The 23,850-nt window shown below is 30.3% G+C and carries 26 protein-coding genes and 1 tRNA gene; 4 read left to right on the top strand and 23 right to left on the bottom strand.

Annotated features, from left to right (window positions below; genetic code table 11):
- Nucleotides 1–130: 130 nt before the first annotated feature.
- The 18 genes from ABRY23_12865 to ABRY23_12780 all read right to left on the bottom strand — a co-directional run bounded on the left by ABRY23_12865 (nt 131) and on the right by ABRY23_12780 (nt 16,549).
- Complete coding sequence (locus tag ABRY23_12865; GenBank protein ID MFA3783944.1) at nt 131–1,225, bottom strand: hypothetical protein; 1,095 nt, start codon at nt 1,223–1,225, stop codon at nt 131–133.
- A gap of 223 nt (nt 1,226–1,448) precedes the next feature.
- The gene (locus ABRY23_12860; protein ID MFA3783943.1) at nt 1,449–1,616 is read right to left on the bottom strand and encodes a hypothetical protein; all 168 of its coding nucleotides are present in this window, start codon (nt 1,614–1,616) and stop codon (nt 1,449–1,451) included.
- A gap of 11 nt (nt 1,617–1,627) precedes the next feature.
- On the bottom strand, nt 1,628–1,816 hold the full coding sequence (locus ABRY23_12855; GenBank protein MFA3783942.1) for a hypothetical protein: 189 nt from the start codon (nt 1,814–1,816) through the stop codon (nt 1,628–1,630).
- Nucleotides 1,758–2,021: a MauE/DoxX family redox-associated membrane protein gene (locus ABRY23_12850; GenBank protein ID MFA3783941.1), complete on the bottom strand. Its 264-nt coding sequence runs from the start codon at nt 2,019–2,021 to the stop codon at nt 1,758–1,760. The genes ABRY23_12855 and ABRY23_12850 overlap by 59 nt, the downstream gene beginning before the upstream one ends.
- Nucleotides 2,022–2,350: 329 nt before the next feature.
- The gene (locus ABRY23_12845) at nt 2,351–3,265 is read right to left on the bottom strand and encodes a hypothetical protein (protein ID MFA3783940.1); all 915 of its coding nucleotides are present in this window, start codon (nt 3,263–3,265) and stop codon (nt 2,351–2,353) included.
- 152 nt (nt 3,266–3,417) lie between these two features.
- On the bottom strand, nt 3,418–4,377 hold the full coding sequence (locus ABRY23_12840; GenBank protein ID MFA3783939.1) for a response regulator transcription factor: 960 nt from the start codon (nt 4,375–4,377) through the stop codon (nt 3,418–3,420).
- A gap of 275 nt (nt 4,378–4,652) precedes the next feature.
- On the bottom strand, nt 4,653–5,657 hold the full coding sequence (locus ABRY23_12835) for a hypothetical protein (protein MFA3783938.1): 1,005 nt from the start codon (nt 5,655–5,657) through the stop codon (nt 4,653–4,655).
- The gene (locus ABRY23_12830) at nt 5,654–6,148 is read right to left on the bottom strand and encodes a hypothetical protein (protein ID MFA3783937.1); all 495 of its coding nucleotides are present in this window, start codon (nt 6,146–6,148) and stop codon (nt 5,654–5,656) included. Before ABRY23_12830 ends, ABRY23_12835 begins: the two co-directional genes overlap by 4 nt.
- An 810-nt stretch (nt 6,149–6,958) precedes the next feature.
- Nucleotides 6,959–7,378, bottom strand: coding sequence for a MauE/DoxX family redox-associated membrane protein (locus ABRY23_12825; GenBank protein MFA3783936.1), 420 nt, complete (start codon nt 7,376–7,378; stop codon nt 6,959–6,961).
- Nucleotides 7,379–7,593: 215 nt separating this feature from the next.
- Complete coding sequence (locus ABRY23_12820; protein ID MFA3783935.1) at nt 7,594–8,397, bottom strand: hypothetical protein; 804 nt, start codon at nt 8,395–8,397, stop codon at nt 7,594–7,596.
- The gene (locus tag ABRY23_12815) at nt 8,397–9,149 is read right to left on the bottom strand and encodes an ABC transporter ATP-binding protein (protein MFA3783934.1); all 753 of its coding nucleotides are present in this window, start codon (nt 9,147–9,149) and stop codon (nt 8,397–8,399) included. Before ABRY23_12815 ends, ABRY23_12820 begins: the two co-directional genes overlap by 1 nt.
- Nucleotides 9,150–9,157: 8 nt before the next feature.
- A complete protein-coding gene (locus tag ABRY23_12810) occupies nt 9,158–9,661 on the bottom strand; it encodes a hypothetical protein (protein MFA3783933.1) in 504 nt (167 codons plus the stop codon).
- The gene (locus ABRY23_12805) at nt 9,648–10,625 is read right to left on the bottom strand and encodes a hypothetical protein (protein ID MFA3783932.1); all 978 of its coding nucleotides are present in this window, start codon (nt 10,623–10,625) and stop codon (nt 9,648–9,650) included. Before ABRY23_12805 ends, ABRY23_12810 begins: the two co-directional genes overlap by 14 nt.
- A 100-nt stretch (nt 10,626–10,725) precedes the next feature.
- The gene (locus tag ABRY23_12800; protein ID MFA3783931.1) at nt 10,726–10,923 is read right to left on the bottom strand and encodes a hypothetical protein; all 198 of its coding nucleotides are present in this window, start codon (nt 10,921–10,923) and stop codon (nt 10,726–10,728) included.
- A 23-nt stretch (nt 10,924–10,946) separates the two neighbouring features.
- Complete coding sequence (locus tag ABRY23_12795; protein MFA3783930.1) at nt 10,947–11,444, bottom strand: MauE/DoxX family redox-associated membrane protein; 498 nt, start codon at nt 11,442–11,444, stop codon at nt 10,947–10,949.
- 100 nt (nt 11,445–11,544) lie between these two features.
- Nucleotides 11,545–12,507, bottom strand: a complete 963-nt coding sequence (locus ABRY23_12790) for a response regulator transcription factor (GenBank protein ID MFA3783929.1) — start codon at nt 12,505–12,507, stop codon at nt 11,545–11,547.
- Between the two features lie 263 nt (nt 12,508–12,770).
- On the bottom strand, nt 12,771–16,037 hold the full coding sequence (locus ABRY23_12785) for a PD-(D/E)XK nuclease family protein (protein ID MFA3783928.1): 3,267 nt from the start codon (nt 16,035–16,037) through the stop codon (nt 12,771–12,773).
- 2 nt (nt 16,038–16,039) lie between these two features.
- Complete coding sequence (locus ABRY23_12780; protein ID MFA3783927.1) at nt 16,040–16,549, bottom strand: CYTH domain-containing protein; 510 nt, start codon at nt 16,547–16,549, stop codon at nt 16,040–16,042.
- A gap of 103 nt (nt 16,550–16,652) precedes the next feature.
- Here ABRY23_12780 and ABRY23_12775 point away from each other — a divergent pair, with 103 nt between their 5' ends.
- The 4 genes from ABRY23_12775 to rpsU all read left to right on the top strand — a co-directional run bounded on the left by ABRY23_12775 (nt 16,653) and on the right by rpsU (nt 19,612).
- Nucleotides 16,653–17,297 carry a hypothetical protein gene (locus tag ABRY23_12775; protein MFA3783926.1) on the top strand — a complete coding sequence of 215 codons (645 nt, stop codon included), beginning with the start codon at nt 16,653–16,655 and terminating at the stop codon, nt 17,295–17,297.
- A 102-nt stretch (nt 17,298–17,399) separates the two neighbouring features.
- Nucleotides 17,400–18,809, top strand: coding sequence for a M14 family zinc carboxypeptidase (locus ABRY23_12770; protein MFA3783925.1), 1,410 nt, complete (start codon nt 17,400–17,402; stop codon nt 18,807–18,809).
- Between the two features lie 67 nt (nt 18,810–18,876).
- Nucleotides 18,877–19,332, top strand: coding sequence for a universal stress protein (locus ABRY23_12765; GenBank protein ID MFA3783924.1), 456 nt, complete (start codon nt 18,877–18,879; stop codon nt 19,330–19,332).
- Between the two features lie 76 nt (nt 19,333–19,408).
- Complete coding sequence (rpsU, locus tag ABRY23_12760; protein MFA3783923.1) at nt 19,409–19,612, top strand: 30S ribosomal protein S21; 204 nt, start codon at nt 19,409–19,411, stop codon at nt 19,610–19,612.
- 43 nt (nt 19,613–19,655) lie between these two features.
- Here rpsU and ABRY23_12755 read toward each other — a convergent pair whose 3' ends face one another.
- From ABRY23_12755 to ABRY23_12735, 5 genes are all read right to left on the bottom strand, one after another.
- Nucleotides 19,656–20,474 (bottom strand): LOG family protein, encoded by an 819-nt coding sequence (locus tag ABRY23_12755; protein MFA3783922.1) that lies wholly within the window; start codon nt 20,472–20,474, stop codon nt 19,656–19,658.
- Between the two features lie 177 nt (nt 20,475–20,651).
- Nucleotides 20,652–21,005, bottom strand: coding sequence for a preprotein translocase subunit SecG (secG, locus tag ABRY23_12750; GenBank protein MFA3783921.1), 354 nt, complete (start codon nt 21,003–21,005; stop codon nt 20,652–20,654).
- Between the two features lie 22 nt (nt 21,006–21,027).
- Nucleotides 21,028–21,101: transfer RNA gene (locus ABRY23_12745), tRNA-Met, on the bottom strand.
- Nucleotides 21,102–21,172: 71 nt separating this feature from the next.
- Entirely contained in the window at nt 21,173–22,168 is a 996-nt protein-coding gene (gene obgE, locus ABRY23_12740) for a GTPase ObgE (protein MFA3783920.1), read from the bottom strand.
- A gap of 6 nt (nt 22,169–22,174) precedes the next feature.
- Nucleotides 22,175–23,761, bottom strand: a complete 1,587-nt coding sequence (locus ABRY23_12735) for a hypothetical protein (GenBank protein ID MFA3783919.1) — start codon at nt 23,759–23,761, stop codon at nt 22,175–22,177.
- Nucleotides 23,762–23,850: the final 89 nt, after the last annotated feature.

The raw sequence follows: 23,850 nt of genomic DNA, 5'->3' as shown, positions 1-23,850 counted from the left end.
TAAATATTTAGATATTTTTTCGCTACTTAATTTTAGCCGATTATAATCATACGAATTAGAATTCCGAGAAATAAATAAATAAATTAGGATAACAACCCAAAAAATTAATAATAATAGTAATAGTTTACGATTATTCATTATTATAAACCTTTAATATGTATTTATTAATTACAAATCTCTGGGGACTCTCTTCTACAAGTACATAAATAAAACCATCATCAATATCTGCTAAATAACCATCTATTTTTTGATCTAAAATACATTGTCCTTTCGAATCAATAGCTATTAAAAAGTTATCAGCATCAAGAAAAGATCTGCTATAATAATGATTCATATTTAAAGAACGGTAATTAACAAATAAAATTTGATTTTTTTTATCAAATAAAAGCTTAGCATAGTATGATATTTTAGTATAGTAATTTTCATATGCTTTTTTCAAATCTTTAGCCTCCTGGTTTACTTTAACACTTGGTGGATTTTTAAAAAACCTGGGTTTGTATTCAAAGGTTTCAAGGAGATTTCCTTCCATATTATATCTCTGATATTTAAATGTTGCTTCTTGTATAGCATAGAATGAATCACCCGGGCCAGCTGATATAATAGAAAATGGATGCCGTGCATAGAATAATTCTTCTTCGTGCTCTGTATAGTCATCCACCAATTCTCCAGCTTTCGAAAAAAAAGTCCCGTTTTTATTCAATAATAGTATAGTTGTATATCCTCGGAGGTTTTTTAACTCTCTGCTCAATTTATTGGTCGCTGGAATTATTATTTTGCCTTTTAAGAACAACGGGTTATGTGTTTGATAAAAAAAATTCTTGGGCAGATAAATTTCTTTCAGTAGAATATTTTTACTATATATCATTAGTTTTAGGTACTTCCTGTCAAAAACAACCAGATTGCTATCATAATCTGATAAATAAGGTGCCGTTGCAAACTCCCCCGGGCCATCTCCATATTTACCTATACTAAAGAGATAATTTAATTTATTATCCAGAACATGAATCTTTGAAAAAGACTTATCTGAGATATAAATATTGCCGCTAATAACTTCTATGTCATTAATAGAACCAATATACAAATCGTCAGTATTAGAAAAAATTATAGAATCAGTTAAAACAAGCTCTGATTTATTGGGATGATATCTTATTATACTAATATCATTTTGATTGCATGACACTAAAGCACAAATAAATAATAATATTACCAAATGTGCTTTTACCATGTTAGCCTCTATATTAATTAATAGTTGGAGCTGAAAAAAGTAAAAATTTGTCAAAATGATTCACGATGAAGCATACATTTTTCATTTATATTTTTTTCGGATAGAGGTTAAGCTACGTTCGGCTACGCCTCAGTCAGCTTAACCTTTATCTCTGTTTACCATCTACACAAGATTATTTACACCCCTTGCTGATTTTTGTACAGCCTCAGCTTAGACTAATTTATTAATAACATGGTGGTTTCATTAAGCAACCAATAGTACCACCTGTATCACATCCCCCTCTTTCGGGATTGTACCAGCACTCCCAATTTGGTTGATTAGCATTTGATGCTGAATTTAATGACAGGAATAATCCAACTACAAAAAGAATTACAAGGATTAACTTTTTCATTTTAACCTCCATTATTTATTTGTTAATATAATTCCCTCAGCGCTGAGGTAATTCTTTTTACTTTTCTCTAAAAAAATTGTAGTCATTAACAATAGTAAATTCCTCCCAACCATCCCCCAACCAAAATCACTCTTTACTGCATTACCAAAACACCCACAATCTTTTTCTATACCCATTACCACTCCATAAACTGAAAACAAAAAGAAAATTAGGAAAAGTATTGCAGTTACTCTTATTGCTGTTCTTTGTTTTTATCTTTAGCAACAGTATTATTCCCAATCCTACCTCCGTTATTGGCAGCAATATTGCTATTGTTATTATCAAATCATGCGGCAGTTTTACTTCTTTTAGCGTTTCTATTAATGGATTTATGTCGATTATTTTTGAAACCCCAGAAAATAGCAGTATAACTGTTATTAAATAATAAACTGCCTTAAAGAAAAACTTTTGCGAATTCTTAAGCTTACCACAAGGCGGTGACTTCTCGTTATTTAATAAGAGATTGTACAGACTATTACAAATCTATTAGTAATGCAATATTGATCCATTCTTATTTTTTTACTTCGTTTTAATTTTAAATAATATTTTTATAAAAAATGCAATGTTCCCTAACGTCAGCAATAATACACCATATCGTTGTGCGTACATTGTTTGCGTTAGAAATAAGTAAAGCCCAAGTGCATTTATAAAAACGAAGTAAAACAAATCTGCTTTTTTTATTTTTTTAATAAAGTTTAACAAGGTTCTGCCTCTGAAGCAATGTAGGCATCAATAAGTGCATAAGCAGCGCCGGCTCCAAAGCTAAAGAAACCGACTACTATACCTGTTAAAGTACTGGCCCATAAATCATCATTACCATAGCAGGGTTCTTTCATAAGCCTTTTTGAATTTTGATCGAGAACAATAAACCCTTGAGAAAGCTTTATATCACTTTCCCATTTTAACCATTTATTGTTAAGGTAAACGCATGTTGAATAAAAACTATGGTCTATTCCTTCAAAAATTTGATGAGGAAAGATACTTTTTATTTCATTTGCAAACTCATATAGTTGATTAACATTCATTGGACTATTAATATAATTAAACGATTTTTGATAATCAGCAAATTTAACTTCTATGCTTATATTAAAATTTGAATTAGAGGTTATTACTTTATTGTCATGATTAAAGAGAATCCTTATATAGTTATCACCAGTAAGAGTTGGGAAAAATAAAGTAGCTTCTAATTTTTTATCACCAAATTTTTCATTAACTAATAATACTTTCTGCTCATTTATATACATCTCACCATTACCTATAAGATGATAAGGAGAATTGGAAGGTCTATTAGAACTTGCTCTTATTTTTACATTTTTACCTGTATTGCCTCCTACTAAGCTCATGATATTATTTTGTCTATCTATAGACAGTTCATATCTACTAGCAGAATAGATCGAATGGTTCGCAAAATCGTTTTCATTCAAAACATCTCTTCTTACAAAAGAAAAGAAATGTCTGACATTTTTATTATAAGTTTCTATGTCTTGTGACGTAGACTCAATCATTTCTTTCACAAAATTCGCAGTGCTACTGGCTAAAGGATCATTTCTTTTATTATTATTACAAGCAGATAGCAGCACAAAAAGTCCAAGAAACAATAGATTTTTCACAGTCCTTTCTCCTTTTTTAATGTTTTTTAATATGAAGGATTGATAGTTGATCAAAATAATTAGAAAAATTTGGATAGTAATATAAATGCTAGGCTCCCTTAAAAACATCAGAGAAAACACTGATTTTTATCAGGGTTTACACTGATTTCTTATTAATTTCTCTCACTTTTGTTGATTTTTCCCTCCTCAAAGTAGGGTGAGTTGTTGCGGATTGTGTCGTTAACAAATTTTTTTAGCTCTCGAACACTCACAAATCCTAATTTCTCAGTGATATGAATTAAATGACTTTCTACTGTTTTTACACTACGACATATCCGTTCTGATATCTCTTTATTTGTCAATCCTTCACATAAATAAGTATAAATCTCAAGTTCTCGTCTCGTCAATAGACCATCAATATCGTTTCCCTCACCGCCATTATGAGAATCCACCCGTTCCGCCAAAGCTCCAGCTAAATGAGCCATTTGATGATTGTCCTTTTTTTCGTTTGTTGTTATTTCCGACTCATAATGCTTTTGAGCAGCAGAGTTTACTTTTTCATTAAAAATCTTGAGGAACACTAAACTAACTTTTCTCTCAGGTCCAGCACATGCTATCAGCGTAAATGTCAACATATCCAAAAACACAACAACCCACCAATTGGAAACGTACAATTGTGGATGATGAAAGTAAAGAAAGATCCCCCAATAGTGGATAAACATATTCATCAAAAGCAGCAATAGAAAAACTTCTGCCTTAAATTCATTCTTATTCCTTATCCTTATCTCATTAATTAAAAAAATTATAAAGCAGATTGCTAGAATTGCTGCTGATATCTGCATAACTTCACGGTTTCTTAAATAGTGAAACAATACAAAAAACACTCCAGCACCTGCGTAAGCACGTACTTTTCGGTAGCTACCAGGTAATATTATAAGGCTTAGTGTAAGATAGAAAGGAATATGATAGAAACAACCAATTATTTGATATTTATATAGAAAAGCCATGAGCGGATCAACTAAACATGAGAAGGCAAAGAAAATGAAGTATTCCGACTTACGAAATCTTACCGCTGGAAGATAATTTGCGATGAAATCAATCGGCAGCAAAATCTTGAAAAGCATAATTTCCATTAGACTTTCCTCCGTGTATCGACGTTTATATTAAAATTTACCAAAATGCTTTTGAAAAAGGCAAGGGAAAAGACCTCGCTGTAATTTGTCCACCGATATTTTAATGATTTAATGAAGGTATAGCTTGAAGGAAATAGGATAGATGACGTTGGATACTCGATGCTAAGAAGATTGCATCCTTTGATTGAATTTTCCACCACACAAAATTACTTACTTATCCAATATTTTTTCAAAGTCTATTTTCATCTTGAACCATTACATACCTTTATAATCTATCATTTTATAGATAACACACTTTTTATTAAGTACCAATCGTCACTCTTTTCTTGTAAAGAGTATACCGTATTTTGTTCAATGGTGCAATTATTCAACAAGTCAAATTTTTCATCCTCTAATCTAGCCACTAATTTCTCATTTACTAAATCAAACACGTCAACTCTTTTTTTAAATTTCCATTTAGCGCGCGGTTTCAAAATGATTAATAAATAGTCTTTGTAAGTAATTATATTACTAGCAATATTAGGATAAATCTTTACTGGAGAAGATTTAACTGCTAATTCATGCTGCTTATTTATAAATTCTTCTGGTTGGTAAGGAATTCTTTCGAAGGTAGGATCAATAAAAGATGAAACTAAGTTTCCTTGAAGGTCTCTTTTTTCAATTTTGTACTCATCATTAAAAAAAATATAAAGATACTTATTATCATAAATTGTCATGTATTTTTGATACATGTAGTAAAAATTCTCTTTGCTCTTTTTCGATTTTACTGTAACAGCAAGTATTTTCTTACCTTTGTCAGTATATTTAAAAAGTTTCGAGCTTGTCAAAAAATAAATGTTATTGTTTGAATCTAGGACAATACTTTCAGGGAAAAAATCATTTTGTTCAATTTTAAAACTGTTCTGATATTTACCGTCTTGTGTAAAAACTATAAAATTATACTTCAGTATATCAACAACTACAATAATTCCATTCCCATTAGCTGCTATCAAAAAAACCTTACCTGATAGTTCTCCAGGACCCTCTCCTTTTCCTGAAAAAGCACGGATGTAATTGAAGTTATTACCATATTCTTTTATTTGTGAATCTCCGGAATCAACAATAAATATTTTTTTATCCACGCTACAAGTAAGCACAGATGGATTAATTAAGTTTAATTTTATTGCTTTTTGGGATTGAATGATTTTTAAATCAAACTTAATACTCAGCTGAGCAAAAAGTGTTAAGTAGCAGAAAAAAACTAAAACAAATAGTCCTAAACTTTTGCTTTGAAATCTCATAAACTATCTTGTGTAAGTTTTTGAATTATTTCATTTCTTTTTTCAATATCAATTTGACCCCGCCAATTCTCTATTATTTTTCCCTTCTCATTAACCAATAAAACATTCGGTATAATTTTGGGCAGAAGAAATTTTGATTCTGGATTTAACTCCCAATTTATCGAATAGAAGTATTCCTTATTTTTATCGTAAATAACATCTCTGTCTATTAAATCAATGCTATCTAAGTAGACTAAATAAACGTCAAGCTTGTGAGCAATGCAAAACTTCAAGATTTCATTAATAGCCTTTTTGCTATTATTACATGCTTTACATTTTTGCGATAAAAAAAATATTAATCCTTTCTTTCTGTTTAATTGAAAATCCAAATTTATTTGTTTGTTATCAGCAATTCTTTCTAATGTGATTCTTTTTATTTGACTGCCTACTATTGCTCGTTGCGGATTAATTCTACTTTCAACAATAGAAGTTAGCTTTTTATTCTGGTACACAAGGACACAAATCAATATTATCATTAAAAAAATTATAATATTTTGTGAGTTAAACAAAAATTTTTTTATTAAATTGTTACTCCTCACAGAAAGTCTCCATTTTCTAACAAGCACCAATAGATTTACAATATCTATATCTAGTTTGGAAATTCAAAACAACTTTAAAATTTTATACTATCTCTTTCATCACTAATTTATCTAGTGATATTACCTTATTAGCAGAAATACAAGTAAATCATATTAACTGTTATTGAAAGCCAAGTAAAACAAACTTAACACTTGTCTTTTATTTTAGTATTAGATTAGTTTTACAAAGTACTATTCAACATGATTTTATTAGATTACTTTTCAGAAGCATTCAAAAATTGCCTCAACAAACGTATAATTACTTGTAATTTCATAGGCATACAATTATAATTCGTATCAATGTATGCTCTACAAAAACAAAATATGATTTAAGCCAGAATTTGAGTAGCTATCAAAACATTTTTCATCAAAAGTATTTTTTATAACGGGCTCATTAATACTAATAAAATTAATTTTGCTCTCATGTATTACACAATATTACTCATGAACAACAGCCACTCGTACCACTAGAGCCATCATCTGAAAACCAAAAACAACAGAAACCAGGATCACTACCACAAAGAATATCATGGGCATCAATACCTGGACCGTAACAATATATTTCTAGCTCTCTCGCAAATAACTTTTGCGTATTCAATATATTAACTACAGAAAATAATATTAGAATTAACACTATTAGTCTAAAAAACACTTTTAACATTTTTACCTCCAATCATTTTGTTTTTATTGTTTTATTTCGCCCGGCGCCAGAGCGTTTCTATTCTCTTTTTTTAATACAACAATTGAAAGAAGAAATTGAAAAGCATTCCTCCCAACCATCCCCCAACCAAACTCACTTTTTATTGCATTCCCAAAACATCCGCAATTTTCTTCTAAACCCATTAGAGTACCATAAATGCTAAACAAAAAGAAAACTAAAAAAAGTATCACTATTATTTTTATTGATGTTCTTTGTTTTATCTTTAGCAACAGCATTATTCCTAATCCTACCTCCGTTATTGGCGGCAATGTCGCTATTGTTATTATCAAATCATGCGGCAGTTTTACTTCTTTTAGCGTTTCTATTAATGGGTTTATGTCTATTACTTTTGAAACACCAGAAAATAGCAGTATAATTGTTATTAAATAATAAGTTGCTCGCAATAGAATCTTCTTCTGATTTTTAAGTTTGTTATTTAACTTGCATTCTATTGTAGGTACTGATACGTTTAAATTTAGGCAAATAATATAAACACTAAACTCCCTTAAAAATATTAGCGAAAGCAAGTATTTTTAAGTTCTATGTTGATTAGAAATAGTGTTCTACTGTGAATTAATTACATTCTAAATGATTTGAAAATTTCACAATCAAAAACTCATTAAAATTGCCTTTTATTAATATGCCTAATTAAGACTAGGGAAATTGGAACAAATGAAAACATAATTCCCAAAAGTCTACAAAGATTAATCGCTTTTTGTTTTAAAATAAAAAACAAAATATCAATGCTTTCACTAACTCGTGGTGTTACATAAAATATAATATCGACAATGCGTTTAATTAATTCATTTTTTATTCCCAACATAGTAAAAAAAGAGGTACGATTTGCAAGTGCTTTTGTAATCAAAAAACAATAGATTATTAAAACAAGAACAGATAAGCCAAACGAGTTGAATTGAAGTGTCACTTGTAAAATTATTATATAAACCGCGGTTAGAATTAAGGGCAATATAAGAAGCGATAAAATAAAATAAATAGGGAAAGTACTAAATTTTACTATTGCAGTAATAGAGAAAAAAAATGCTGCTATTAAAACATACAGATATAAACAAACAGCGACAGAGATAATATTCTGTAAAATAAAATTGTTCCTTGAAACTGGTTTTGACAAGATAAGCGAAATTCTTTTTTTATCAATCATTTCCAGTATAGGTTTAGGAAACGCAATTATACATAGCATTAATAAAATATTATACAAATAACCAATCCATATCGAACCATTATCAGCTACTGGAAAAGGCTGATTAAATATATAAATTGTAAAGTAGTTAGAATTGTGAAACTCTATTCTTGCTGTTATAATTATAAATGATGTTATAAATACTATTATTATCCAGAGCAGTAGTGGTGCCTGAAAAAAATTTTCTTTAATAAAAAAAGGTAGCATCCCAAACTTTTTATTCATTATAATGCTTCCTTTTCGGATTGTACTTTATCAAAGAAACTAAAATAATAATTTTCTACGCTGCCGAATTTTGACATTATAATTTCTTTTGATGAAGAATCTTGCAGCTTTCCCTGTTTAATAATTATGATCTGGTCACCTATTTTTTCAATATCTCCAAGTATGTGTGTCGTAATTAAAATTGTAACATTATTCTTTATTTTTATTCCATTCAGATACTCAATAGCTTTGTTTTTTTGTGCTGGATCTAAGCCGTTAAATGGTTCATCTAAAATAAGAAGTTCATTTTCTCCTAAAAGCGCATGTAAAAGAGCCAGACTTTGTTGCATGCCCTTAGACAATTCTGAAATTTTTTTATTAAAAAGTTGGGTCAAATCTAGAGCTTTAGCGAGCTTAATTATATTGTCTTTTACTTCCTTTGAGCTAATATTTTTCATTAAACCAAAATAATAAGCAGCATCTATAAATTTATAGTTATCTGGAAATGAAAAATTTTCTGGAAGATATCCGACTTTTTCTCTAGAATCTGGACGCTGATTGTCAATCCCTAAGATTTGTATGTTACCACTGTCTGGAGTTAATAGACCCATGATTAATTTTATAAGAGTAGTTTTGCCAGAGCCATTTGGTCCTAACAATATATATATTTTATTCTCCTCAATACCAAGCTCGTCAACTGCCAAGCTAAAACAATTAGAATTTCCTTCAGCTTTATATGTTTTTCGTAAGCCCTTACATGTAATAACTGACATATAAAATATTATATAGTTTCTAATAATTTCCTATCATTTTGATTAAATGGAAAGTAAATTACATCAAATTTTTTACCATTATTAATCATAACGCAACTTTTTTTTATACCTAGTTTATCACTAAAGTTATTCACAAGACCAACTTCAAAGCTTATATTGTTTACTTGTTTCCATTTTTTAATTATCCTTTGCTGTATTTCAAAGTCTCTATAATCTCTTTCAACTAAATATAAAACAGTATTATTGAATATTTTATTTTTTTTATTAAGTTTATCAGATAAATAAAGAAAGTCGTTAAAGCAAAGAGTGCAATTAAAATCTTCCAGCCTAATAAGGAATATATATTTAAATTCATTCGAATAAAAATTTTTTTTATAATATACTTCCAACTTATTTATTTCGCTATAATCAACTTCAACTTTATTTAAAACCTTCGAGGCTTTTAAATAAGCTAAAACAATACCAATAATTATAACCATTAGAACAATAAGGGCATATTTACCTTTTAACATTCTTTATTATCCTATATTTTTCCAATGTAGTTCCTTCGTTTTTTGTTGCGTATAAATTATCATCATTATCTATATAAATATATTTAGACTCATTTTCTAACGTAATTTCTCCTATTACTTTGCCGTGAATATTTAATATGTATATGTCTCTTCTAGGATGTTTAGAGTAATCATCTCCAAGTATATATAAGTTCCCTTGTGAATCAGAAGCTAAATCCCAAAAAATTACTTTGGTAGGAATTCCCCATTTTAGATAGCTTATATTTTGGGGTGGAGTTTCCGTTTCAGCAATATCAGGCAAACCAGGAATCGAAAACTCTTGCTGTAATATCCCTTTATAATCATAAATCTGAATTAAATTCCTAAATCTATACAAACAAATAATTCTATGATATTTTCTAACTACATTAATATTTGGAATATCCATTAATACATTACCTGATAAATGCACAGGGTTAAAAGAATTTATTAGAGTGTCATTATTATTATAAATAAAAATACTACTTAACCCATCATTTAAGGGCGGTGTGGAAACTATTAAATTTCCTTTATCATCAAATTCAATATCGGCTACGTTTTTAGGGACAAAAATGCTTTTATTAAACACTAATTTTTCATTAAATAATTTTACTACTTGGGTAGTCTGATCAATAACAGCAATTCTATGATATTTTAGATCGTATGTAATATTTGAAGGACCAAGCTTAAATTCTTCAGGACCTTCTCCTTTTCTTCCCTTATAAATTAATAAATTACCTCGAGGACTAAATTTTTTAATTTTATAATCAAGTTTATCACTTATGTATATCTCTTCCTTAGTATTTGTAGTAATACCTGATATTTGAAATAAAAGCGTATCAGATGCTTTATTGATTTCAAGCTCTTTTTTTAAGGTAAAATGTACCTGTGAAATAATGTCAGAAAAAAACGTAATAAATAAAAAAAATACTATTAAATATTTCATAATAAAGCTTCATTTATAAATTGTTAAAAATAAAGTAAGCCTGCTATTAGAAACAATTTTGTTTAACAAAACAGAAACACTAATAGCAAGCTTTTTATTTCTATCCGCAATTCCAATACCCAATGGTACAACCTAAATTACAGCCCGCCTGGGATAATGGATCGCTATATATATCAGAACAAACTGCCAGACACTTTCGATAGGCATCGTTACAATAGGCCGGCTTTTGTGCTGAAATATCCAGCGTACCAGTGAACATAGTTGTTAAAAATATAACTGCAAAAAATAACTTCTTCATTTTTACCTCCAATCATTTTGTTTTTATTGTTTTATTTCGCCCAGCGCCAGAGCGTTTCTATTCTCTCTTTCTAATACAACTATTGAAAGAAGAAGCAGAAAAGTATTCCTTCCAACCATCCCCCAACCAAACTCACTTTTTATAGCATTCCCAAAACACCCACAATCTTTTTCTATACCCATTACCATTCCATAAACACTAAACAAAAAGAAAACTAAAAAAAGTATCACTGTTATTTTTATTGATGTTCTTTGTTTTATCTTTAGCAACAGCATTATTCCTAATCCTATTTCCGTTATTGGCAGCAATGTCGCTATTGTTATTATCAAATCATGCGGCAGTTTTACTTCTTTTAGCGTTTCTATTAATGGATTTATGTCGATTATTTTTGAAACCCCAGAAAATAGCAGTATAACTGTTATTAAATAATAAACTGCCTTAAAGAAAAACTTTTGCGAATTCTTAAGCTTACCACGAAGCGGCGACTTCTCGTTATTTATTGTGTATTCTATTGTAGACATTGATACGTAATCTCTAAATTTCTGTTTGCAATATAACCACTGAACTCCCTTAAAAACATCAGGAAAAACACTGATTTTTATCAGGGTTTACACTGATTTCTTATTTATTTCCCTCACTTTTGTTGATTTTTCCCTCCTCAAAGTAGGGTGAGTTGTTGCGGATTGTGTCGTTAACAAATTTTTTTAGCTCTCGAACACTCACAAATCCTAATTTCTCAGTGATATGAATTAAATGACTTTCTACTGTTTTTACACTACGACATATCCGTTCTGATATCTCTTTATTTGTCAATCCTTCACATAAATAAGTATAAATCTCAAGTTCTCGTCTCGTCAATAGACCATCAATATCGTTTTCATCACCGCCATCATGAGAATCCACCCGCTCCGCCAAAGCTCCAGCTAAATGAGCCATTTGATGATTGTCCTTTTTTTCGTTTGTTGTTATTTCCGACTCAGAACGCTTTTGAGCAGCAGAGTTTACTTTTTCACTAAAAATCTTGAGGAACGCTAAACTAACTTTTCTCTCAGGTCCAGCACATGCTATCAGCGTAAATGTCAACGTATCTAAAAACACAACAACCCACCAATTGGAAACGTACAATTGTGGATGATGAAAGTAAAGAAAGATCCCCCAATAGTGGATAAACATATTCATCAAAAGCAGCAATAGAAAAACTTCAGCCTTAAATTCATTCTTATTCTTCACTCTAATCTCATTAATTAAAAAAGTTATAAAGCAGATAGCCAACAGCGCAGCCGATATTTGCATTATTTCCCGATTATTTAAATAATGAAACAATACAAAAAACACTCCAGCACCTGCGTAAGCACGTACTTTTCGGTAGCTACCAGGTAATATTATAAGGCTTAGTGTAAGATAGAAAGGAATATGATAGAAACAACCAATTATTTGATATTTATATAGAAAAGCCATGAGCGGATCAACTAAGCATGAGAAGACAAAGAAAATGAAGTATTCCGACTTACGAAATCTTACCGCTGGAAGATAATTTGCGATGAAATCAATCGGCAGCAAAATCTTGAAAAGCGTAATTTCCATTAGACTTTCCTCCGTGTGTCGATGTTTATATTAAAAATTACAAAAATGCTTTTGAAAAAGGCAAGGGAAAAGATGGTTTATGGAAGATGAGAGATACTGTATCCTTGATGCTGGATAAACTGCAAGTAAATTTTCAATGAGCGATAATCGATAAGCAACGTTCAGTTGACAATTGATAAATACAATAAACTGGTTATTAACAGTATCTTTTATTCACACATTTGCACGCCTACCGAATTTTTTAACTAAAGTCGAAAGCTCACTTACACCATCTCCTCAATTCTGCAAACAGATTTAAACTGGCAGTAACTGCAGACAATCTGCTCGCGATTTTCATGTGGGGATAAACAAAACTCTCCTTCTGAAATTTTTTGAATGTACTTTTTAATGTGATGAATTGTTAAATCAATTAATTGTTCCGCCGTTGTTATTTCTTTATCGCGCGAATTTTTTATTGAGACTGGATCTTTACCAAATTTATCCGCAGAATATTTTAAAGAATATATTATCATTTCGTTCGGCAAAAAATCTTTTTCGTATTTTTTCTTCAGCAGTTCTGATGCAGCATATAGATAAACTGGGAGCTGTAGTGAAATTCCATCTTTAAGTTCTTTAGATGATGGCTTTTTGCCTCCTAATTTGTAATCAACAATGTTGAATAATTTGTCTGCTTCAGATATATCAATTCTATCAATCTTACCTCTTAGTTTAATGCCGTCTATTTCTATTGGCTCGGGCAAACTCAATAACTCATCTATCCTCTCTTTTTTTAATGTTCCAAAGCTTACTTCAAAAAAAGAAGGAATAAAATTGTCAGTTCCATTTCTTTCTTCCTCCAAAAATTTATATAGGAGAGAGCTTTCCCATATATCATTAAATCCTAAAATTTTCTCTTTTTCATAAAACGTCACAGGGGAATTAAACGAGCCAATATTAATTTTCTCCTTGGCAATTTTTTTCATTATTTCAGATGCTTCATTAAAAACCACATCGCTACAGTTTTTTAATACTAAGTTTCTTCGGCGAAGCTCTGAATAAAATTCAAATAAGATTGAGTGAAGTATATTTCCCATTTCCAAGGCTTCAATTTCTTCGGTAGGCTCTTCCCTTACTCCCACTTTAAGTATTCTTTCCATAAAAAATTTGAATGGACATTTTGCATATGTTTCTAATTGTGAAACAGAATATTCTTTATCTTTATAAAATGACAGTGCATCATTAATTTTTTGTGATAATTTATCATCATAAAAATCATTAATGCCTTTTTGAATTAAAAAGCCTGTAAATGGGGTACCAAGAAAAGGATTTTCTACACGGATTCTATCTATTGATATTACTTTTTCCAATTTCTCAACATTAATATTTTTTGAACGAAGTTCTTCAGAATAAAATTTGTTTGCTCCCACTAAAGTAATTTTCCCAATTTCTTCTAAAAGTTCTTGTTCATTATATAAGGTTTCCTCAAAAGCTTTTTCATTTTTTATTTCTATCTCAATTACATCCTCTATTTCTTTTAGAAAAATGGATTTGGAGAGTTCTTCTGTGTTATTATGTAAAGGTGCCATTAAATACAGACCTTTTTTCCAGCAGTTTAATGCTTGGTAAAATCTAAATCTTTCTTCTGACTGATGTGTAATTGCCTTTTTTAAGAAAGAACCGGAAAAAAATATTTCTGGAGTATATTTAGTTGGTAAATCTCCATCACACATTCCACCAATGAACACATAATCAAATTCTAAGCCTCTGATTTCTTCCAAATTAGTAACAAGAACCCCGTAATTAGATCTTTCTTTAATATTAAACCTCGCCGTTGAGGCGGCAGTTCTAATTTGATTAAGAAAAAATTGCAGCGTGTATTTTTTCTCGCTCCCTTCCTCTTTTTCAATCAAATCAAAAACTTCATTAATTGTATCGAAAAAAAACACAACCGACTTTATATTTTCTTCTGCTATTCTGTTCTGCATGATAAAAGGCGCGTAATCACTATCAGCATTTAATAGCTTAAATGGCAATGCAGAGCTAAATATAAAATGCTCTAATTCTTTTTTAAAATTCTTTATTGTCAATTTCTTTTTAAATGGATTAAGCAGTTCGGAAATTTTAGATATGCTTTCCAATGCAGATTTATATTTTTTTACTTTACTCTCTTTTTCCTCCAATTCAATATTGCTATTTAACTCGAGATTTTTAATTGCGTCGTCAAGAGAATTAAACCAATTTCTTTCTCCCCCAACTATTTTGAGCTCAATTGCTGCATCTAATAAATTTGAAATATTGACATCCGCTAAATTAAGATAGCCCGTGCTAAGTGCACGTAAAATGTTCTTATAATAAAAGTCATTTTCAATTATCTCAAGAAAATTTATAATTGTCACTATTGGTTGAGATGTGCTGAGGGTAATTCGGTCAGTTAAATTAAATGGTATACCGTAATTATCAAAAACATCCCTAATTATAGTCGAGTAATTTTGAATTAAATTAAAAACGACACAAATTTTATGCGGCTCAATACCATTTATGGCAATTAATTCTTTTGTTTTTTTTGCTATTATTTTTACTTCATCCACTCTATCGTTAGCCTCATACTCAACTATTTCAATCCCTTCAAATCTTTTCTTTTCATTTTTCCTCGCTTTAAATAAACTTTTGGTTATGTGTTTATAAAATTCAACACGATGGTTTGTTGGTTTATGATTACTATTTTTTTCTTCATTAACTGGGTTGATATTAGTTTTAATTTCACCAAAGCCATATCGTTTTAGCGTACGATAGGTTTTATCCAAATGTGAAAAAACAGAGGGATTATTCTTGTCATAATTGAAATTTAAGACTAATGTTAAGTCTGGGAGAGCAGAGATAAAATTAATAATTTTTATTTCGGGCTCTGTTAGTTCATCAAAACCTTCAACCAGAATTAGATTTACATCGGGATAAAGCTTCCTAAAATTTTTCACTTTTTCTTCTGTATCCAAGCCGTTTAATTTCTCATAAATGTCACCAACCTCATAAGCATTTATCTGCCAGCATTTTTGTTTGTAAACTTCATAAATATCTGCCATGTCCAATGCTTTAGCAGCTTCAGTTCTTTGGAGTTTCGCTGCTTCGTTTCTTAAATCTTGTGGTAAAATTCCATTTCGTTTGTATTCAGAAATTACATCTTTTATTCTGTTTAATGTGCCATTTGGTATTTCATCTTTGTAATTAGAAAAATAGCGTAAAGTAACTTTATTAACTGCTTGCTTTAAAAACACTGCAGAAGCTGCCTCGCTTAATAAAACAAATTGATGAGAAACACCTAATAACTTGCTAGTAAATGTTGTAAGTGTTTCTATATTTATTTTCTTTGTTGATTTGTTTGGCGAAGATGAAATTATTTCCTTTTTAACAAATCTTACTTTTCTATTAGTAGGATAAATAAGAAGCAGCTCTTCAATTTTTCCGCTGTTTATTTTTCCATTTATTACTTCGGCAAAATTGACTTCATTTTCCGTCAACTTCGTAGATGCTGATTTCCGTTTAATTAAAAACATAATTACCTGCGCAAATTTTTATTCAACAGTAAGTCCTTATATGAAGCTCGTATTTGTGATGAAACATTTAAGTTAAGCATGCTTACAATTTTATTAAACTCATTAAGAGCAAAGTTCTTATTTCTTGATACTACTGTTTCAAGCTCAAGAAATTTGCCGAGTTTTTTTACATCATCGAGATGAATTCTAGTATTATTATATAAATAAAGTCTCCTAACTTTTTCTACTGTTACAATAGGTTCTAAGACTTCTGAAAAATATTTTTCAATTCTCTCACCAGTAAGTTCAATAATTTGATAATTGCTCCATCTAGTTTTCTTTTCATCTCTATTATATTTAATAAGATAGTACTTGCCGTCTTCAATTCGCATTTTTAGAAGTGCTTTCTTATTCTTATAGTAAATATCTTTTTGTTTGATAATCTTTTCCTTTTTTATTCTATACTTACTAAGTAGTTTTTCAACTTCATTAAAAGATAAAAGAGGAATTTTTAATTCAAGATTGATTGGCATATATGTTCCCCAAAAAGTTAGTAAGTCAGTTAAAAATTTGTTGCTTGATTTTTTATTAATAATATATATTTTTAAGTCAACAACATAAAGAAAAAGAAAAAAAATGAAAAAAATATTAATAATGACACTTTTTATAGCTCCTGCAATAATCCTCAATGCACAAAAGATAGGCAAGTTAGCCCCAGAAAAACCACCTGAAGTTTTTCCGCCTAATGCATGGGGAATTGATTTAATGTTTGGCGAAGGTGGATTTGGCTTGGGGACTTTTTACCGAAAGTCTTTAAGTCAAACTGTAACAGGATTTGTTGATATTTCATTTTCGGAATCAAAAGACGAAAGAGAGGTGGAATATATTGACTACTTTGGTAATACTTATGTATTTGGCAAAAAAAACAGGGTATTTGTTATTCCGCTAAACTTTGGAGCTCAGTATAGGTTATTTATGGAATCATTAACTGATAATCTCCGACCCTATGTTTGCGCCGGAATTGGACCTACATTAGTTTTAACTACACCGTACGACAAAGATTATTTTGCTGCTTTTGGCGATGCAAAGAGTAAAATTGCTGCGGGTGGATATATTGGATTTGGTGCGAATATTGGCACCGATAAATCTAACTTAGTAGGGCTGAACCTGCGTTATTACTACATTCGTCTGTTCGACGGCGGCGTTGAAAATCTTGAAAACCGTTTCAGAAAAGAGTTGGGAGGAGTTTATATTTCACTGAATATTGGATTGATGTATTAAGCTCACATAAATAACACAAATTGCTTTTAACTGATTAGGTTATTATAAAAAATCAAGTTAGAGAAAAAATTTACCAAATAAACCATTTAACAAGGTATTTAGGTGAATAAAAATTATCTGTGGCAGTTTTTGTTCAACGAATATGAAAATTATAAATGGAAACAATTTTCAAATCGTATCGTTACCCACCAGCAATTAAAGAAAGCTATTAAGACTTTTTCAAGTAATCCTGAAGTAAAAATTAAATCCTTAGGGAAATCAATAGATAGAAGAGAAGTTTATTTAATTGAAATTGGAAAAGGCTCCACAAATGTTATTGCGTGGTCACAAATGCACGGTGATGAGCCAACAGCTACAAAATCCATTTTCGATATACTTAATTTTCTTACTTCTAATGATGAATACGATGACTTCCGCAAACTTATTTTGAGTAAATTAAAATTATATTTCATTCCAATGCTAAATCCCGATGGTGCTGAAGTTTTCCAAAGAGAAAATTCGCTCCAAATAGATTTGAATAGGGATTATTTATCTTTACAATCAAATGAATCAAGTATACTCAAGGAAACCATAGAGAAAATTAAACCTTCTTTTGCTTTTAACTTGCATGACCAAAACAACTACTATGCTGTTGGCAATTCAAACAAAACAGCAGCACTTTCCTTTTTAGCACCACCGCCAGATTATAACAGCAGCATTTCTCTTCAACGAAAAAACGCAATGCAAATAATTGTAAAACTGTATGAAATGTTAAGTAAACACATACCAGGTCATATTGCCCGCTACAAAGACGATTTTGAACCTCGTTCCTTTGGAGATAATTTAACTAAATCCGGGTTAAGTACAATACTAATTGAATCTGGTTCTTGGATAAATGATAGAAGTAAATCCCTAATTAGAAAACTAAACTTTGTTACTTTACTTTGCGCTTTTGAAATAATAAGTGAAAATGAATATTTAACAGTGGACCATGAACTATACTTTACCATTCCAGAAAACAAAGAATCTTATTTCGATTTATTGCTTAGAAATCTAAGATTTACTTATAAAGGTAAAAATTACAATATCGATATAGCAATTAATTTGCAAGAATCATTTGACGCCAAAAACAAATCTTTCTATTATAACGGAATTATTAAAGATATTGGAGATTTATCCTTTTATTACGGCCACGAAGAGATTGATTTAACAAACAGCAAAATAGAACCGGGTAAAGTCTACAACAGAATAATTAACAGTAAAACTAAACTTAAAAAAGAATTTATTCTTAGGTTAATTAAAAATGGCTTTACTTATATTAAGACGAGCAAGTTATTTGTAAACGAAGACTATACGAATCTACCAATAAATTTTCTAATTAATAAAAACTTTTTACCTCTAATCAAAAAAGACCAGCCAGCAAATTTAGTTATCTATAATAATAAAGAAATCAGATATGTTGTAATAAATGGATTTTTGTATGATACAAACCAAGTCCAGCTTCCACCAATTAATGGAATAATTGTTAGATAAAAACTAAATTACATTTAATAAAATAATAGAACAGCACATATTTAAAAAAGCATAAACAGGTGAGCTTATGTTTAATATAAAAAATATTATCGTGCCAACAGATTTCAGCAAATTATCATACTCTGCATTTGAATTTGCACGTGATTTAGCAGAGAAAAATGATGCTGTAATTCACTTAATACATATATTAGAAAAAACTCCACCTTTCCTTGCAGTGCGCTCTTTGGATGTTTCCGAAGATGAAATAATGAAGTCAATGGAAAAAAATGCAAAAAAACAATTGCACAAGACCGTTTCAATTCTCCGAGAAGACTCTTCTGTTCAAATTAAAGAGATTTTAAGAAAAGGTGTTGATTATGAGGAAATAGTGAATTACTCCAACGAAATAAATGCTGATTTAATTGTTATTGCTACACATGGCAGGACCGGCATACTACATACTCTATTAGGCAGCGTTGCAGAAAAAGTTATTCGATATGCAAAATGTCCCGTGCTCGTAATAACACCAAAATCAGAAGATTAAAAGCGTACAAAAATTTGAAAATTTCGACATATATTTATAGTTTTACGCACCAAAAACAAAAAGGCAGGTGATATAGTTGATTGGCATTACTATCCAAGAAGGCGAAAACATTGACAAAGCTCTAAAACGCTTTAAGAAAAAATATGAACGTTCTGGTATATTAAAAGAATACAAGAAAAGAACGTTTTATGTAAAACCTTCAATAGAAAAAAGAATGGATTTAATTAAAGCAAAAAGAAGAGCATCTCGTGAATTAGCCTTACAACAAAAAGAAAAGTAAAAACTTTTTTGCCCCTTTCTCAAAAGGGGTTTTTTATTCCAATTTAATTAAGATAGTATTTTTTAAAATGTGTGGTTATCTTTTCAAACGCTTCATCTACTGAATTACAAAAGTCAAATAGTCGTAAATCTTTTTTGCTGATAGTACCATGTTTAACTAATGCATCAAAATTAATTATTTCACGCCAGTATTTTTCATCATAAACTATCACTTTCATTTCCTTTTTAATTTTTTTCGTTTGTACAAGCGTTAAAACCTCCATAAATTCATCTAAAGTTCCAAATCCGCCCGGAAAAACAATAAGCGCCTTTGCTAAATAAACAAACCAAAACTTTCTCATAAAAAAATAATGAAATTCAAAAGCTAACTGAGGTTTAACATAGGGATTAACAAACTGTTCATAAGGAATACTTATATTCAATCCAATTGAATCACCTTTAGCAAGAAATGCACCTTTATTTGCAGCTTCCATAATTCCAGGGCCACCGCCACTACAAATAATAAATCTCTTTTTTTCGGTTGGCAAATTCATCGACCACTCAGTAAGTCTGCGTGACAGCTCAACGGCGTCTTCATAATAGTTCGACATTTCAAGTAATTTTTCTGCATGAACAAGTTTTTGTTTTGTTGCCTTTTTTATTTTAAATAGTTTTTTTACATGTCGAAGATTGGCTAAGGCATCTTTTTTAGAAACAAGCCTCGCCGAGCCAAAAAAAACAATTGTATCAACTATATGGTTTTTTCTAAATCGTGTTTGCGGCTCATAAAACTCCGATAATATTCTGATAGTTCTAGCTTCAGCGGAATTTAGGAATTCAAGATTTTTATAGGCTTTTACAGGTTTGACAGGCTTTTTCATCATTATAACAATAAAGAAAGGTGAATAAATTTCTGCATTCTTAGATTGATTTTTTAATTGTTATTATTTTTATAAAAATGCTTTTTACCAAAAAAACATCAAATCTATAATAAATTTTTCAAAATACAGAATTGATATTCTACCAGTTTTTTGTGGCAGCTTGTGACCTCCTTTTGTTCTTTATTTTGAGTTATTATTCTGCTGAGAAGGAAGCGACTGTTGCGGCAATACTGGAGAAGTTGGAACTGCCTGTTGACTTGAGCTTTGAATTACACTTTCACGATTAGAATTGCCTTCAATTCTTGGTAAAAACAAAAGATTAATAAGTAAAGCCAGCACCAACAATGCACCGCCTAACCACCAGGTAGCTTTACTTAAAAAATCTGCTGTTCTTCTAGTGCCGAACATTGTACCAAAATTACCTGCACCGCCAAACGTGCCTGCAAGTCCCTCTCCTTTACTTGCCTGCATTAAAACAGCAACAATTAAAAGCAATGAAACTATAATTGATACAAATATCAAAAATGAATACATTTTTAACTCCTATGCTATACTGTAGCGAGGGAGGGATTCGAACCCCCGACACGTGGATTATGATTCCACTGCTCTAACCAGCTGAGCTACCTCGCCATTTTTTTATAAATTGGAGTGTAAATATACACCCGTCTAATTGTAACTTCAAGCTGTGCAAAATGAAAAATTTAATTGTATTGTTCGTTCAATATAAGCCATAAATGATTTAGTAACTTTTCAATACCGAAGCCAGTCACAGAAGAAATGAAAAATAATTTTCCATTATAACCATCTACTTTAGCTCTAAATTTTTGCTTTAATTCATCTTCATTTAATAAATCTATTTTTGTAATTGCTAATACTTTGGTTTTTTTAGCTAATACTTTAGAATATTGTTCTAATTCGTTCAATAAAATTTTATAATCTTTAGAATAATTCTTGGATGAGACATCAATCATCAACAGAAGAATTTTTGTTCTTTCAATATGTCTAAGAAATTTCAGCCCTAAACCTTTACCCTCATGTGCACCTTCAATGATACCAGGAATATCAGCCACAGTAAAACTTTGAAAATCTTTGTAAGGGACTATGCCGAGATTAGGCTCTAGTGTAGTAAAAGGATAATCTGCAATTTTAGGTTTAGCTGCAGAAATTTTCGAAATGAAAGTTGATTTACCTGCATTAGGAAATCCAACTAAACCCACATCGGCAATTAGCTTAAGTTCAAGTATAATCTCTTTTTCTTCGCCGGGTTTGCCTGGCTCTGCAAATCTTGGGGTTTGATTAGTTGGTGTTGCAAAATTTGCATTTCCCTTTCCACCTTTACCGCCTTTGGCAACAATAAATTTCATTCCGTCAACTTGTAAATCAGCAATTATTTTATTGCTCAAAGCATCTTTAATAATTGTACCAACAGGAACTTTAACAATAATATCACTACCGTTTCTTCCATCTTTTAACGATGAACCTCCGTTCTCGCCATTTTCTGCAACGTACTTCCGTTTATATTTAAAATCCAGCAAGGTATTTAAATTCCTGTCTGCTACAAAAATCACATCACCGCCTTTACCGCCGTTACCGCCTGCTGGTCCGCCTTTCGGTACATATTTTTCTCTTCTAAAAGCTACTGCACCCTTACCTCCGTTGCCAGCCTTTACATAAATTTTTGCATAATCTAAAAACATTGATAATTACTTGCGCTGGAAAAATTCTGAAATGACTGATTTAAATATTTCTGCCTCTTTCGAATTGGCATTAATTTGATTCTCTTTTAATATTTGCTCTAACATTGTGTTAGCTTCATCAAAATTTTTGCACTGCATTATATTTTCTACTGCATTGGCAAACTCTTCAATATCATAGTCAAAAATTACTTTGATAACTTTAGTCATGTCTTTATGCTCTAATATTTCTGTAATATCAATATTTTCTCTCTTTCCTTCAGTAGAACCATCACTCTCATTTTTCTCGCTTAATTCTTCTTTTTCTTCAATTTGATTTTCTTGTCCTATCAACATACTATCATCCTTTTTTATTTCTACATGACTTTCGTCTGCCGGAATTTCAGATTGTTCATTTGTCTGAGTATTTTCTAAAATGTTATTATCGTAATTGTACTCTTTAACTTCATCCAAAGCCTCTTCTTTATCTATTGTTTCTTTTTCTTCGGCGAGTTCAGTATGTTCTTCTACATTATTAGTTTCTCCATTTAAGGAGGAGGATGTATCTATTAAAGCATTATCTCCTTTAGAAGCTTTAATAATCTCTTCCAAATTCTCTGTTTCTTCCTCCTCTGTCATATCATCTTCAATTACTGGTTGACTTTTATCTTCTTCTGTATCAATCTGCTCAATTTTAATTTCATCGCTGATCTTAATCTTCAGTTTTTTGGATTTGCTTTCTACCCCCTCTTTTATTTCTTCATCTCTCTGTTCAGTCTCAACTTTTTCTTCTTGACCAACAATAATTTCTTCTTTCTCCTCGACTAATTTTTCGGGCTCTTTAAGTTCCATTTCTTTTTCAACGAGTACTTTGCTAAAGACTCTCTTAAAATCACCAATATCATACTTAGTGTTTTCATCTCCAGGCAGAAACTTATCCAGTTTTTCTACGTAATTATCCAATTTTTTTTCAAGAAGAAACGATCTAACTGCCACCAATGGGATTTTGGTTTTCTGAATTTCACCAATATTAAAAAATTCTGACATAGCTTTCAGAGTTGATTCCAAAATATTGTTCAGATATGATTCAATGCTCAACTTTTCAATTCGATTTAATAAATCAGAAAATTCTTTGGCATCTATCGATATTATTTTTTTTGAATTGAAATAGGAATTAATAATTTTAGGAAGATACTTATAATAGTAGACATAATTAAGAATTTGTCTTATTTCAATTGTAGTTTTATGACTACTTTCATCAAAAATAAATTTGTTTAATGTCCAAATAGGGCGAACTAAATAATTAACCGTAAATGATGAGGCATGTAAAATCAGCTTTGATATATAATCAAGTGAAAAGCGTTTTGTTTTTTTTATTTCTGAATTAATCGCTTCAAAATAGTAACCAATTTTTTCACCCGAATAATCAAATACAGAATCTTTTAATAACTTTTGTCTATCCTCAAAAATTAGATAATCAATTTCAGCTGATATGTATTGCAAAAAAGCTGGATGTAAGTTCGTAGTTCTTAGTTGCTCAAAGGTAAAATAAGGACCGAGCTTACTGATTTTGTTTAGATTAAAGTCGTAGATAAATTTAATTTCTCTCTCAAACATTATTTTTGCTTCAAAATAACTTAATCAATAATCAATTATAGCAAATTGGCATAAAAAAATCTCGATTAAACTTAAACCCAAATTTTCCA

Source organism: Melioribacteraceae bacterium 4301-Me, from assembly GCA_041538185.1.
GTDB classification, from domain to species: Bacteria; Bacteroidota; Ignavibacteria; order Ignavibacteriales; family Melioribacteraceae; genus Pyranulibacter; species Pyranulibacter aquaticus.
Note: the sequence above shows the minus strand (reverse complement) of the source record. Positions and strands in the feature narration are given on the sequence as shown.

What these genes read in the sequence shown, in the direction of transcription:
- ABRY23_12865 (MFA3783944.1), bottom strand. Translation starts at nt 1,225, where the DNA reads ATGGTAAAAGCACATTTGGTAATATTATTATTTATTTGTGCTTTAGTG.
- ABRY23_12860 (MFA3783943.1), bottom strand. Translation starts at nt 1,616, where the DNA reads ATGAAAAAGTTAATCCTTGTAATTCTTTTTGTAGTTGGATTATTCCTG.
- ABRY23_12840 (MFA3783939.1), bottom strand. Translation starts at nt 4,377, where the DNA reads ATGGAAATTATGCTTTTCAAGATTTTGCTGCCGATTGATTTCATCGCA.
- ABRY23_12835 (MFA3783938.1), bottom strand. Translation starts at nt 5,657, where the DNA reads ATGAGATTTCAAAGCAAAAGTTTAGGACTATTTGTTTTAGTTTTTTTC.
- ABRY23_12820 (MFA3783935.1), bottom strand. Translation starts at nt 8,397, where the DNA reads ATGAATAAAAAGTTTGGGATGCTACCTTTTTTTATTAAAGAAAATTTT.
- ABRY23_12815 (MFA3783934.1), bottom strand. Translation starts at nt 9,149, where the DNA reads ATGTCAGTTATTACATGTAAGGGCTTACGAAAAACATATAAAGCTGAA.
- ABRY23_12810 (MFA3783933.1), bottom strand. Translation starts at nt 9,661, where the DNA reads ATGTTAAAAGGTAAATATGCCCTTATTGTTCTAATGGTTATAATTATT.
- ABRY23_12805 (MFA3783932.1), bottom strand. Translation starts at nt 10,625, where the DNA reads ATGAAATATTTAATAGTATTTTTTTTATTTATTACGTTTTTTTCTGAC.
- ABRY23_12800 (MFA3783931.1), bottom strand. Translation starts at nt 10,923, where the DNA reads ATGAAGAAGTTATTTTTTGCAGTTATATTTTTAACAACTATGTTCACT.
- ABRY23_12795 (MFA3783930.1), bottom strand. Translation starts at nt 11,444, where the DNA reads ATGTCTACAATAGAATACACAATAAATAACGAGAAGTCGCCGCTTCGT.
- ABRY23_12790 (MFA3783929.1), bottom strand. Translation starts at nt 12,507, where the DNA reads ATGGAAATTACGCTTTTCAAGATTTTGCTGCCGATTGATTTCATCGCA.
- ABRY23_12785 (MFA3783928.1), bottom strand. Translation starts at nt 16,037, where the DNA reads ATGTTTTTAATTAAACGGAAATCAGCATCTACGAAGTTGACGGAAAAT.
- ABRY23_12780 (MFA3783927.1), bottom strand. Translation starts at nt 16,549, where the DNA reads ATGCCAATCAATCTTGAATTAAAAATTCCTCTTTTATCTTTTAATGAA.
- ABRY23_12775 (MFA3783926.1), top strand. Translation starts at nt 16,653, where the DNA reads ATGAAAAAAATATTAATAATGACACTTTTTATAGCTCCTGCAATAATC.
- ABRY23_12765 (MFA3783924.1), top strand. Translation starts at nt 18,877, where the DNA reads ATGTTTAATATAAAAAATATTATCGTGCCAACAGATTTCAGCAAATTA.
- ABRY23_12755 (MFA3783922.1), bottom strand. Translation starts at nt 20,474, where the DNA reads ATGATGAAAAAGCCTGTCAAACCTGTAAAAGCCTATAAAAATCTTGAA.
- secG (MFA3783921.1), bottom strand. Translation starts at nt 21,005, where the DNA reads ATGTATTCATTTTTGATATTTGTATCAATTATAGTTTCATTGCTTTTA.
- obgE (MFA3783920.1), bottom strand. Translation starts at nt 22,168, where the DNA reads ATGTTTTTAGATTATGCAAAAATTTATGTAAAGGCTGGCAACGGAGGT.
- ABRY23_12735 (MFA3783919.1), bottom strand. Translation starts at nt 23,761, where the DNA reads ATGTTTGAGAGAGAAATTAAATTTATCTACGACTTTAATCTAAACAAA.